Raw genomic sequence first — 12490 nt, forward strand, 5'->3', positions numbered from 1 at the left:
GATGACGACGCTGACAGCCGTGCAGTCCGTGCGCGCCCGCCGCAGCCGCCGCCGGGCCGCCGTGCTCGCCTCCCTCGCCGTGCTCGTCGTCGTGCTGGCCACCTTCGCCCTCACGATCGGCGCCGCGCCCCTTCCCCCCGGGCGCGCACTGCTCGCGCTGTTCGGGGTCGGCGACGCCGGTGACCTCTTCATCGTCCAGCGCCTGCGGCTCCCCCGGCTCGTCACCGCGCTGCTCGCCGGTGCCGCGTTCGGCCTCGCCGGTGCCCTGTTCCAGTCCACGCTGCGCAACCCGCTCGCCAGCCCGGACATCCTCGGGATCGCCAGCGGGGCCTCCGTCGGCGCCGTGACGGTGCTCCTCGTCCTCGGCATGACGGGGATGGCCGTCTCCGTGGGGGCCTTCCTCGGCGCCGGCACCATCGCCCTGCTCATCTGGTTCTTCGCCTGGCGCCAGGGTCTGCACTCGATCCGGTTCGTCCTGGTCGGCGTCGGGTTCGCGTACCTGGCGTCGTCGGTGCTGGCCTGGATGCTGGCGAGCGCCGACCAGCGCGACGCGGCCTCGGCCCTGGTCTGGACGGTGGGCAGCGTCGCGGACGTCCGGGGCGCCGAGCTGGCGGTCCTCTGCGGGGGGCTCGCCGTGCTGGCCCTCGCTGCCGCCGTCGTGTCCCGCTGGCAGCACCCCCTGGCCCTGGGGGACGACCACGCACGAGGCCTGGGCGTCGCCACCGACTCCGCCCGCGTCGTCACGCTCCTCGTGGCCGTCGCCCTCGTCGCCCTCGCCACCGCGACCGTCGGGCCGCTGGCCTTCGTCGCCCTCGTCGCACCGGCCATCGCCCGCCGCCTCACCGACGACGGCGGTGCCGCCCTGTCGGTCTCCGTCGGCACCGGTGCCACCCTGGTCCTGGCCGCCGACATCGTGGCCCAGCACGGCCTGCTCGGGGTCGCCGCCCCGACCGGCATCGTGACGGGACTCGTCGGCGCCCCCTACCTGCTGTGGCTGCTCGCCACCCACGAGAGAAGATCCCGCGCATGATCGACACACCGCACGCCCTCGACACGCCCCGCTCGGCCACGGGTGCCGGCGACCTCACGGCCCACGGTGTGGCCATCGGGTACGACGGTCGCCCGGTGATCGACGGCCTCGACCTCACCCTGCCGCAGGGCCGGATCACCGCCATCGTCGGGCCGAACGCCTGCGGCAAGTCCACGCTGCTGCGCGGGCTGGCGAGGCTGCACCCGCTGACGGCGGGGCGCGTCACGCTCGGGGACCGCGACGTGACGGGGATGCCCCGCAAGGAGCTGGCACGCCTCGTCGGGGTGCTGCCCCAGTCGTCGGTCGCCCCCGACGGCGTGCGGGTGGCCGAGCTCGTCGGCCGCGGCCGCTACCCGCACCAGGGATGGTTCGGGCGGCACACCAGCGACGACGACGTCGTGGTGCAGCGCTCGCTCGAGGCGACCGGCGTGGCGGACCTCGCCGACCGGCCGGTGGCCGAGCTGTCCGGCGGCCAGCGCCAGCGCGTCTGGATCGCGATGGTGCTCGCCCAGGAGACCGACGTGGTGCTGCTGGACGAGCCGACCACGTTCCTCGACGTCACCCACCAGGTCGAGCTGCTCGACCTGCTGCACGACCTCAACCGTGAGCGGGGCACCACGGTGGTCATGGTGCTCCACGAGCTCAACCTCGCCGCCCGCTACGCGGACCACCTCGTGGTCATGAGCGCGGGCCGCGTGGTGGCGCAGGGCGCTCCGGCGGACGTGCTGGACGAGGCGACGGTGCTGTCCGCGTTCGGCCTCGACGCCCGGGTGGTGCCCGATCCGGTGGCCGGCAGCCCGATGATCGTGCCCGTCGGTCGCCACCACCGACCGGACGGCACGCCGGCGCCCGACGGGTCCGCCGAGCCGTCGCCGTGAGCGACCTCACACCGCCGGGCGCTCACGGAGTGGTCACGGGGTTCCGCCGGGCCTCCGAGTGAGGTTAGCCTTGCCTCATTAGTCGTCCCGCGCTCCGAGCGCGTGCAACCGAGGAGTACCCGTGCGCCTTCCCCGTTCCCTGACCACCGCCGTCGGCCTCGCCGTCGTCAGCGCGCTCGCCCTGACCGCCTGTGCGCCCGAGACGACCGACGACGCGGGCACGGCCGAGGACACGGCCGCCACCGAGAGCGCCGACGGTGCCACCGACGAGTTCCCCGTCACGATCACCCACGCGCTGGGCGAGACCGTGATCGAGTCCGCGCCCGAGCGGGTGGCCACCTGGGGCTGGGGTTCCACCGAGGCCGCCCTCGCCGTCGGCGTCGAGCCGATCGGTGTGAGCGAGCAGATCTTCACCGTCGGCGAGCAGGCGCTGCTGCCGTGGGTCGAGGAGGAGTACGACGCGCTCGGCGCCGAGCACCCGGTCATCTTCACCGACGCCGAGGGCGGCGCCAGCGTCCCGTACGAGGAGTTCGTCGAGGCCGACCCGGACCTCATCCTCGCCCCGTACTCGGGCCTGACCCAGGAGCAGTACGACGTGCTCTCCGACATCGCACCGGTGGTGGCCTACCCCGAGTCCCCCTGGGTCACCCCCTGGGACGAGATCGTCACCATCACCGCGCAGGCCCTCGGCCGCTCGGAGGCCGGCGAGCAGGTCCTCGCCGACATCGACACCTACCTCACCGACCTCGCCGCCGAGATCCCCGAGGCCGAGGGCAAGACGTTCGCCGCCATCGTGGACTCGCCGTCCGAGGGCCTGGTGTACGTCTACACCCCGGCCGACCCGCGCGTGGCCGTCCTGGAGAACCTCGGCATCGCGTCGGCACCCTCCGTGGCCGAGCTCGACACCTCCGACGGCGGGTTCTTCTACACGCTGTCCTACGAGGAGCTGGACAAGCTCGAGTCGGACTTCGTCATCGCCTACACGTACACCGAGGAGGAGGCCGCGACCTTCGGCGAGAGCGACGAGCTCCAGGCGATCCCCGCCGTGGCCGCGGGCGACGTCGTCAAGGTCGTCGGCAACGTCGCGGTGTCGTCCGTGTCGCCTCCCACGGCGCTCTCGTACGACTGGCCCGACGGCGTACCGGCGATCGCCGACCAGCTCGCCGCGATCTACGGCGGCTGACCAGCGATCCCGTGCCGAATGTCCCAGTTCGGACCGGATAGCGACGTCTATCCGGTCCGAACCGGGACATTCGGCGTCTACGAGGTGGCGACGTCGACGGCTCCCCCGTACCGGCGGTCGCGCCGGGCGTACTCCTCGACCGCGCGCCACAGGTGCCGGCGGTCCACGTCCGGCCACGGCTCCGGCAGGAACACCATCTCGGCGTAGGCGGCCTGCCAGATCATGAAGTTGCTCGTGCGCTGCTCGCCCGAGGACCGCAGGAACAGGTCGACGTCGGGCAGGTCGGGCTCGTCGAGGTACTTCTGCACCGTCTTCTCGCTCACGCGGTCGGGGTTGAGCCGACCGGCGGCCGCCTCCCGCGCGATCGCGGCAGCGGCGTCCGCGATCTCGGCCCGCCCGCCGTAGTTGACGCACATCGTCAGCGTGCAGCGGTCGTTGGCACGGGTCATCTCCTCGGCGACCTGGAGCTCCTTGATCACGGACCCCCACAGCCTGGGCCGGCGCCCCGCCCAGCGGATCCGCACCCCCCACGACGACATCTCGTCCCGGCGTCGGCGGATGACGTCGCGGTTGAAGTTCATCAGGAACCGCACCTCGTCGGGCGACCGCTTCCAGTTCTCCGTGCTGAACGCGTACGCCGAGACGTGCTTGACGCCGATCTGCACGGCGCCCGCGACGACGTCGAGCAGCGACTTCTCCCCCTCCTTGTGCCCCTCGACGCGCGGCAGGCCGCGCGCGTTCGCCCACCGCCCGTTGCCGTCCATCACCACGGCGACGTGGTTCGGGACGAACTCGGCCGGGATGGCCGGCGGGGTCGCTCCGGACGGGTGCGGGTACGGCTCGGCGTACTGCTGCGGGGCGCGGGGCATCAGGCCTCTCTCTCGATCATGCGCAGGGAGCGCAGGGTGCGCTCGAGGTAGAACTGCGAGTAGGCGGCCACCAGCCCGGCCGCCTCGGAACGGTGCCGCCGGTCCGCGGCGTCGGCGACCTCCCAGTCCCCGGCGAGGAGGGCGGCCAGGAGCGTGAAGGTCTCGGGCGCGGGCGACGGCGAGCCGGGCGGGCGGCAGCGCAGGCAGACCGCCCCGCCCTGGGCGACGGCGAATGCGTGGTGCGGCCCCGGCTCGCCGCACCGGGCACAGTCCGCGAACGACGGCGCCCAACCGGCCACGGACAGCGCCCGCAGCAGGTAGGAGTCCAGCACGAGGCCCGGCGCGTGGGCGCGTCCGGCGAGGGCGCGCAGCCCGCCGGCCAGCAGCCAGTACTGCTGGACGGCGGGCTCGTGCTCGGCAGCCACCAGCCGGTCCGCAGCCTCGAGCATCGCGGCGCCCGCGGTGTACATCCCGTAGTCCGCGCTGATCTGGCCGGCGTACGCCCCGAGGGTCTCGACCTGGGTGACCGAGTCGAGGTTGCGGCCCGTGTGGAGCTGGACGTCGACCGCCATGAAGGGCTCGAGGCGCGCGCCGAACCGCGAGGACGTACGGCGCACCCCCCGGCCGACGGCCCGCACCTTGCCGTGCTCCCGCGTCAGGAGCGTGATGATGCGGTCGGCCTCACCCAGCTTGTGGGTGCGCAGCACGATCGCGTCGTCTCGGTACAGGGGCACCGTGCCATTGTCCCAGGTGCGGCCGACACGCAGGGCTCAGCGACGCTCGGCGCGGTTGACGGCGGAGATGATCGCCTTGAGCGACGCGGTGGTGATCGACGGGTCGACGCCGACGCCCCAGAGCACGTCGTCGCCGACGGCGCACTCGACGTAGGCCGCGGCCGAGGCGTCCCCGCCCTCCGACAGCGCGTGCTCCGCGTAGTCCAGCACCTGGACGTCGAGGCCCACGTGCGCGATCGCGTCGACGAACGCCGCGAGCGGACCGTTGCCGGTACCGGTCAGGGTGTGCTCCTCGCCCCGGTCGACCACGTCGACCTCGAGCAGGGTGGCGCCGTCCTCCGCCGACGAGGTCCGCGTGCGCCGCAGGCGCAGCCGGCCCCACGGCTCCAGGCCCGAGGACGGGTCGACGGGCAGGTACTCGTCCGAGAAGATCCGCCAGATGTCCTCGCCCGTGACCTCCTTGCCCGCCGTGTCGGTGTGCCGCTGCACGGCGGCCGAGAACTCGATCTGCAGGCGCCGCGGCAGCTCGAGGTGGTGCTCGGTCTTGAGCAGGTAGGCGACGCCCCCCTTGCCGGACTGGCTGTTGACGCGGATCACGGCCTCGTAGGAGCGACCCAGGTCCTTCGGGTCGATCGGCAGGTACGGCACGCCCCACGTGAGGTCGTCGACGTCCTTGCCCTCGGCCCGGGCACGGGCCGCCATGTGGTCGAACCCCTTGTTGATCGCGTCCTGGTGCGAGCCGGAGAACGCCGTGAAGACCAGGTCGCCCACGTACGGGTGCCGTTCGTGGACGGGCAGCTGGTTGCAGTACTCCACCGTGCGGCGGATCGCGTCGATGCCGCCGCCCACGGTGAAGTCGATCTGCGGGTCGATGCCCTGGCCGAACAGGTTCATGCCGAGCGTGACCAGGTCGACGTTGCCGGTGCGCTCGCCGTTGCCGAACAGGCACCCCTCGATGCGGTCGGCGCCGGCCTGGTACCCGAGCTCGGCGGCGGCGACCGCCGTGCCGCGGTCGTTGTGCGGGTGCAGCGACAGCACCACGTGCTCGCGGTACTTCAGGTGCCGGCTCATCCACTCGATGGAGTCGGCGTAGACGTTCGGGGTGGCCATCTCGACCGTGGCCGGCAGGTTGACGATGACCGGCCGGTCCGCCGTCGGCTCCAGCACGTCGAGGACCTCGTTGGAGATCCGTGCGGCGAACTCGAGCTCCGTGCCCGTGTAGGACTCGGGCGAGTACTCGTAGTAGACCGTGGTCTCCGGGACCGTCTCCTCGAGCTTGCGGCACAGCCGGGCGCCCTGCAGCGCGATGTCCACGATGCCGTCCATGTCGGAGCGGAACACGACCTCCCGCTGCAGGATCGACGTCGAGTTGTAGATGTGCACGATCGCCTGCTTCGCGCCGCGGATCGCGTCGTAGGTGCGCTCGATGAGGTGGTCGCGGCACTGGGTCAGCACCTGGATCACGACGTCGTCGGGGATCCGGTCGGACTCGATGAGGGTCCGCACGAAGTCGAAGTCGGTCTGCGAGGCCGACGGGAACCCGACCTCGATCTCCTTGTAGCCCATCCGCACGAGCAGCTCGAACATGCGCAGCTTGCGCTCGGCGTCCATGGGCTCGATGAGCGCCTGGTTGCCGTCACGCAGGTCGACCGCGCACCAGCGCGGCGCCTTCTCGATCCGGCGGTCGGGCCACGTGCGGTCCGGCAGCTCGACGGTGATCTGCTCGTGGAACGGCACGTAGCGGTGGTACGGCATCCCGGAGGGGCGCTGCGGGTTGGCGGCGGCGATCCCGGTGGTGGAGGGTTCGGCGGTCTGCATCAGGGGTGTCCTTCGGTGTGGGGCTCACGATCGGCCGGCGCACCAGGATCCACCGCGGCGAGGATCCGGCCTCTTAGTAGGCCTCGCCGCGGCACCGAAGGAGGAGGCTCACCACGTGCTGCACAGACACACCGTACACCGTGCGTGCGATACGTCACGTCGGCGCCCGCCGACCGCGGAGCGGTCACCGACGGGTGCGCAGCGCGGCGTCGACGGCCGGGTCGCCCAGGGCGCCGAGCCAGTCCAGGAGCGCCGGGTACGTCGACGGGTTCGCCGCCACGTGGGGACGCAGGTGGGGCGCCTCCTGGACGATCTGGGCAAGGTCCGCCAACGGCGTCGTGGGGTCGAGCGCCTGCTCCGGCGTCCACCGGGAGCCCGGCACGTCCGCCACCGGCTGGAGCACCTGGGTCTGGTCCGGGCGCTGGGCCGGCCGGTCGTCGGCAGCCGCCGGCGCGGCCTCGACGGGCGCCATCTGCTGGGTCGCGTCGGTCCCTGCCGCCCAGGTGCCGCGCCAGCGCGAACCCGCCTCGGCCGCCGGCGCGACGACCGGCTGCTGCACCGCCGTCTCCTCGACGGCGGCGCGGTCGTCCACGGGCTGCGCGGAGCTCGGCCGCTGGTACGTCTCCTGCTCGTACGTCTCCTGCTGGTACGCCGGCTCCTGGGCGCCGGCGGGCCGCTGGGTGGGCGCCGCCACCTGGCCGACGGAGACGGGCGACGTCGAGGGATCGGCCGCCGGCCATCCTCCCGTCGGGGTACCGCCGGCCGGTGTGGTCGCGGTCGTGCTGCCGGAGCCGACGAGCGCGCGCACCGACGGCGGCACGAGCAGCGCGACGAGCACCACGCCGGGCAGCGCGAGAGCCAGCAGCAGCTCCTCGACGTGGGACCGGGTCCCGACGCCGGCGCGCGCCACCAGGATCACGAGGCCCAGCACCACGATCACGCAGGCGGCGCCGACGGCGGTGGCGTGCGCCGTGCGCGCGTCGCGCACCAGGGCACGTCGCGCCAGGAACGCCATGACGATCACGAGCACGCCGACGATCAGTCGCAGGACGGGCTCCACACCGAACCCGAAGCCCGGGAGATCGGCCGTCGCCGCGGCGACGAGCCGCACGACGGCCACCAGCGCGACGAACGCGGCCACGACGATCACCAGGTCCAGCGCCCGCACCGCGACGCGGACCCAGCGGGCCGCACCCACCTCCGCCGGCTCGCCGACCCACGTCGACGCCCGCTCGAGCACGGCCGGCACCGCGAAGGCCGCGACCACCGGCAGCAGGAGCAGGCCGTAGCGGTCGGCGTGCAGCGACTCCACCCAGCCGTGCTGCGCGCCGCCGCCCAGCAGCGCGAGCTCGAGCGCCACCGCGCCGCCGACCGCGAGGAGCACCATGCCCGCGGCGTCGTCGTGGCGGCGCAGGAACGCCCCGGCGGTCAGCCACAGGATGCCGATCACGAGCAACGCCGCCAGGATCGCCCCGACGACGACCGGCCAGGGCAGCCCCGCCACGGCCGTGGTCAACGGGGTCGCCACCGCGACCACGGCCACCAGCACCGACGACGCGACCATGCCGCGCGTCGTCGGCAGCGCCGCGGCCAGGACCGCACCCGACATGCCCAGGGCGAGGCCCGCACCGATCCCGCCGTCACCCACCGCGAGCAGGTCGAGCACGACGTAGAGGAGCGCCACGAGCGCATAGGGTGCGAGGCCGACCAGGCGTGCGCGCGGTGTCGCGACCCGCGCCCAGCCCTCCGGCACGAGGCCGGCGCGCTGCGCGTACGGCGCGGCGACGGTCAGGAGGGCGACGACGGTCGTCAGCACCACCCACAGCAGGTCGCTCCCGCGCAGCGTCGCGTCCCAGGGCAGCGGGAGCGCCACGAGGAGCGCGACGGCGCCGACGACGTCACGCACGATGTCGCGGGTCGGGACGCCCGCGAACGGGGACCGGTGATGAGCGACGTCGGACATGGGTGCTGACTCCCTGCATGAGTGGACGACCGAAAGGACCGGTCGGGTCGTTTCTACCCGACGCGACCCCCTCGCGTCAGGTCGGGCGCGGCGGCGCGTCAGATGCCGAGCTGGTAGACGCCCCAGTACGCGAGCGTGAGCAGCAGCGACACCGACCCGGCGACGACGCACCACAGCACGATGCCGGCCGGTACGCCACGGGCCACGACGACGTCGCCACCCGCCCGCCGTGCCGAGCGTACGTCGGCGACACGCTGCAGCAGAACCGCCGCCGCCACGGCGGTGAGGACACCCAGCAGCCGGACGGTCACCCAGCCGCCCTGGACGATCACGTCGTTGCGCTGGTAGTCGAACGCCAGGCGCGCGACGAGCAGCAGGTACACGGCGAGCGCCCCGGTCGTGGCGACCGCGCCGGCTCCGAGCGCCACGAGCGCGGGGCCCACCCCCGGCGCGAACGGCGGTGCCGGGCCGTCGCGGCGCCGTCGGACCAGCGGCACCACCAGCGCCACGACGCCCCATGCCACGAGAGCCAGCAGGACCAGGCCCGTCCCGCCGAGCACCGCGGCGACGACCACGTCGCCGTTCCCCCACCAGCGGGGCTGCGGCACGGGGACGGCGAGGAAGAGCTGTTCGGGGGTGGCCCCCGCGACCTGCGGCGCCGCGTCCGCCGTGCCCGGCTGGCCCTGGACCCACGCCGCGAGGTCGGGCACGAAGTCGGGGTGCAGCGGAGCCGTGGCCCCCTCGGGCGTGCCCTCGCGCACCCGGATCCCGTGGTCGGCACCCGCGTAGTAGCGGACGGTGACGGGAGCCTCGCCGGGCGCGGCGCCGGTCTCCGTCAGGATGATCCGGGCGCCCTGCTCGATGGGCATCGAGGCGTCGGCGGTGCCGTACACCACCAGCACCGGCGCCGTCTGGGCCGCGAGCCACGGCCGCACGTCGAAGTCGGCGTAGGTGAATCCGCCACCGGGGAACTGCATCCCGACCGCGCGCGGGATGGCACGGAACACCTGGTCGGGCACGCCCGTGTGCCGCAGGTAGCTGTCGGCGGCGAACGCCGCCTGCTCGCGCGGCGGCACCACCGGTGCCGACGTCAGGATCGTGAACGCGATCGTGGGGTCGTCGGCCTGCAGGACGGGGACGATCCAGGTGCCCTCCGACTCGCCGTAGAGCCCCACCCGCGCAGGGTCCACCCCGTCGACGGTGCGGAGCAGGTCGACCGACCGGTCGTAGTCGAGCGCCATGGCCTCGTAGTCCCGCTCGCGCAGGGAGTAGGTGTCCAGCCGCTTGTCCGGCACGAGGGTCACCACCCCGGCGCTGGCCAGGTCCGCCGCGGTGCGCGCGAAGGCCTCCACGGCCTTGCCGGTGCCCGCCCCGTGGACGAACACGACGCCCGGCCGCCCCGTCATCAGGCTGCCGTCGGCCTCCAGGGGCCGGCGCAGCAGGCCGCCGATCGTGGCCCCCTCCAGCTGGATGGTCACCGGCTCGGCGAGCACCTCGTGGTCGCCCACCTCGCCGATCTCGCCGGCGGCGACGGCGGCCGGGTCCACCCCGCCGATCGTCGTGTCCTGCGTGGCAGGCACGACGTGCTCGGTGACCGGCTGCGGGTGCCACTGCGGCCCGGCGACGGCACCGGCGACGGCCAGGCCGACCAGCAGTGCCGCGCTCGTCGCGATCGTCCGGAACACCACTCGTCGGATGCTACTCGCCGGACCTGCGCGGCGGGCGGTCCCCGCCCGCCGGCGAGGTCAGAAGCCCATGCGCTGGAGCTGCTTCGGGTCCCGCTGCCAGTCCTTCGCCACCTTGACGTGCAGGTCGAGGTAGATGCGCGCACCCAGCAGCTTCTCGATGCCCTCGCGCGCCGCCGTGCCGACCTCCCGCAGGCGTGCGCCCCCGCGACCGATGATGATGCCCTTCTGGCTCTGGCGCTCCACGAACAGCGTGACACGCACGTCCAGCAACGGCGGACGACCGGACGTGTCGTTCCCGCTGCCCTCGCGCGCGACGATCTCCTCGACCGAGACGGCCAGGGAGTGCGGCAGCTCGTCGCGCACGCCCTCCAGGGCGGCCTCGCGCACGAGCTCGGCGATCATCACCTCCTCGGGCTCGTCCGTGAGCTCACCGTCCGGGTACAGGTCCGGACCCTCCGGCAGGTGGGCGGCCAGGACCTCGGTGAGCTCCTCCACCTGGAACCCGCCCCGGGCGGACACCGGCACGATCGCCGACCAGTCGAGGTCCATCGACCGGGCGAGCTGGTCGACCGCCATCAGGTGCTCGGCCAACCGGGCCCGGTCGACCAGGTCCGACTTGGTGACGACGGCGACGACGGGCACGGGCCGGCGCCCCTGCATCAGCGGAGCGAGCTTGCCGGCGATGTACTTGTCGCCCGGCCCGATCTTCTGGTCCGCCGGCAGGCAGAACGCCACGACGTCGACCTCGCTCAGCGTGTCCTGCACCAGGGTGTTGAGCCGCTCGCCCAGCAGGGTGCGCGGCCGGTGCAGGCCGGGGGTGTCGACCAGCACCAGCTGGAAGTCCTCGCGGTGGACGATCCCGCGGATGGTGTGCCGCGTCGTCTGCGGCCGCGCCGACATGATCGCGACCTTCTCCCCCACCAACGCGTTGGTGAGGGTCGACTTGCCGACGTTGGGCCGGCCGACCAGGCAGGCGAAGCCTGACCGGTGGGGTGTCTCGTGCGTCATGCGGGGACGTCCTTCTGATCGTGCGGCACGACGTCGTCGTCCGCTGCTTCGGGGGTGCTCCTGCGCACCAGGATGCTGGCGAGCTGCTTGCGGCGCCCCTCGACCCGCTCGGCCTCGAGCCGCAGGGGGCCGACCTCGGCACGGGCCCCGGCGAGGGGCACCTTGCCGAGCGCCTTGGCGAGCAGACCGCCCGCGGTGTCCACGTCGTCGTCGTCGAGCCGCAGGTCGAACAGGTCGCCGAGCTCGTCGACGGGCAGCCGTGCGGGGACCCGCCACAGCCCGTCGCCGAGGTCCTCCGGCTCCGGCTCCGGTGCGGTGTCGTGCTCGTCGGTGAGCTCGCCGACGAGCTCCTCGATGACGTCCTCGACCGTGACGAGACCGGCCACGCCGCCGTACTCGTCGACGACGATCGCGATGTGCGACCGACGCGCCTGCATCTCTCGCAGCAGGTCGTCCGCCGGCTTGGACTCGGGGACGAACACCGGCGCGCGGACGTGGTCGATGACCCGTCGCTCCTCGGCCGACGGGTCGGCGTCCAGCAGCCGGGCGACGTCCTTGAGGTAGACGACGCCGAGCAGGTCGTCGACGGTGCGCCCCACCACGGGCACCCGGGAGAATCCGGACCGCAGGAACAGGCGCATCGCCTTGCGCAGCGACGTGTCCTCGCTCGTCGTCACCATGTCGGTGCGCGGCACCATCACCTCGCGTGCCAGCGTGCCACCGAGCTCCAGGGCGGAGCGGAGCAGCTCGCGCTCCTCGGCCTCGATGGCCTCGTTCTCGCGCACCCGGTCGGCCATGTCGCGCAGCTCGTCGGCCTCGGGGACGGACGCCTCGCCCGGGGCGCGGCGCCGCGGGACCCACGCCACGGCGTTGTGCACCGTGCCGAGCAGGGCGGACAGCGCGATGAGCGCCCGTGCCGGGTGGTGGTGCGCCCACGTCCGTGGGCTGAAGCGCAGCAGCAGCACACCGGCCGCCAGGCCGGCGACCGCGACGCCCAGGAGCGCCTCCCACCAGCCGCCGAGCCAGTCGGACAGCAGGAGGGTGAGCGAACCCACCGCGACGGCCTCCGCGAGGACCCCGACCAGGGCCAGCGACACCGGCACCCCCGGGTCCGCGGCGAGCTGCTGAGCACGCCGGATCCGGCGGGTGCGGGCCGGTGGCGCCGCACCGTCCTCGTCCCCCGCGAGCGCCTCGGCGAGGGCGTCGCCGAGCGACGCCCTGGTCACCCGCTGCACGGCCGTGCGCCCGGCGCTGAGCAGGGCGGAGAGCGTCAGCGCGACGGCCAGGATCGTCCCAAGAACGACGTCGGGGGCGTCCAC

10 protein-coding genes are annotated in these 12490 nt (G+C 73.7%); 3 read left to right on the top strand and 7 right to left on the bottom strand.

Annotation, left to right across the window (positions count from 1 at the left end; genetic code table 11):
- Position 1 precedes the first annotated feature (1 nt).
- The 3 genes from BCL65_RS12110 (at position 2) to BCL65_RS12120 (ending at position 3091) form a co-directional block, all read left to right on the top strand.
- Positions 2–1030, top strand: a complete 1029-nt coding sequence (locus BCL65_RS12110; RefSeq protein WP_106268385.1) for a FecCD family ABC transporter permease — start codon at positions 2–4, stop codon at positions 1028–1030.
- Positions 1027–1908, top strand: a complete 882-nt coding sequence (locus BCL65_RS12115; protein ID WP_106268387.1) for an ABC transporter ATP-binding protein — start codon at positions 1027–1029, stop codon at positions 1906–1908. Before BCL65_RS12110 ends, BCL65_RS12115 begins: the two co-directional genes overlap by 4 nt.
- A 121-nt stretch (positions 1909–2029) precedes the next feature.
- On the top strand, positions 2030–3091 hold the full coding sequence (locus tag BCL65_RS12120) for an iron-siderophore ABC transporter substrate-binding protein (RefSeq protein WP_106268389.1): 1062 nt from the start codon (positions 2030–2032) through the stop codon (positions 3089–3091).
- 77 nt (positions 3092–3168) lie between these two features.
- Here BCL65_RS12120 and BCL65_RS12125 read toward each other — a convergent pair whose 3' ends face one another.
- The 7 genes from BCL65_RS12125 to BCL65_RS12155 all read right to left on the bottom strand — a co-directional run bounded on the left by BCL65_RS12125 (position 3169) and on the right by BCL65_RS12155 (position 12490).
- Entirely contained in the window at positions 3169–3960 is a 792-nt protein-coding gene (locus BCL65_RS12125; protein WP_106268391.1) for an isoprenyl transferase, read from the bottom strand.
- Positions 3960–4694: a DNA repair protein RecO gene (recO, locus tag BCL65_RS12130; protein ID WP_106268393.1), complete on the bottom strand. Its 735-nt coding sequence runs from the start codon at positions 4692–4694 to the stop codon at positions 3960–3962. The genes BCL65_RS12125 and recO overlap by 1 nt, the downstream gene beginning before the upstream one ends.
- Before the next feature lie 36 nt (positions 4695–4730).
- The gene (gene leuA / locus BCL65_RS12135) at positions 4731–6512 is read right to left on the bottom strand and encodes a 2-isopropylmalate synthase (RefSeq protein WP_106268395.1); all 1782 of its coding nucleotides are present in this window, start codon (positions 6510–6512) and stop codon (positions 4731–4733) included.
- Between the two features lie 184 nt (positions 6513–6696).
- On the bottom strand, positions 6697–8475 hold the full coding sequence (locus BCL65_RS12140; protein WP_106268397.1) for a DUF7937 domain-containing protein: 1779 nt from the start codon (positions 8473–8475) through the stop codon (positions 6697–6699).
- Positions 8476–8573: 98 nt separating this feature from the next.
- A complete protein-coding gene (locus BCL65_RS12145; protein ID WP_106268398.1) occupies positions 8574–10163 on the bottom strand; it encodes an alpha/beta hydrolase family protein in 1590 nt (529 codons plus the stop codon).
- 57 nt (positions 10164–10220) lie between these two features.
- On the bottom strand, positions 10221–11171 hold the full coding sequence (gene era, locus BCL65_RS12150; protein WP_106268400.1) for a GTPase Era: 951 nt from the start codon (positions 11169–11171) through the stop codon (positions 10221–10223).
- The gene (locus BCL65_RS12155; protein WP_106268704.1) at positions 11168–12490 is read right to left on the bottom strand and encodes a hemolysin family protein; all 1323 of its coding nucleotides are present in this window, start codon (positions 12488–12490) and stop codon (positions 11168–11170) included. Before BCL65_RS12155 ends, era begins: the two co-directional genes overlap by 4 nt.

The sequence above is a fragment of the Isoptericola halotolerans genome (assembly GCF_003003075.1).
Taxonomy (GTDB): Bacteria; Actinomycetota; Actinomycetes; order Actinomycetales; family Cellulomonadaceae; genus Isoptericola; species Isoptericola halotolerans_A.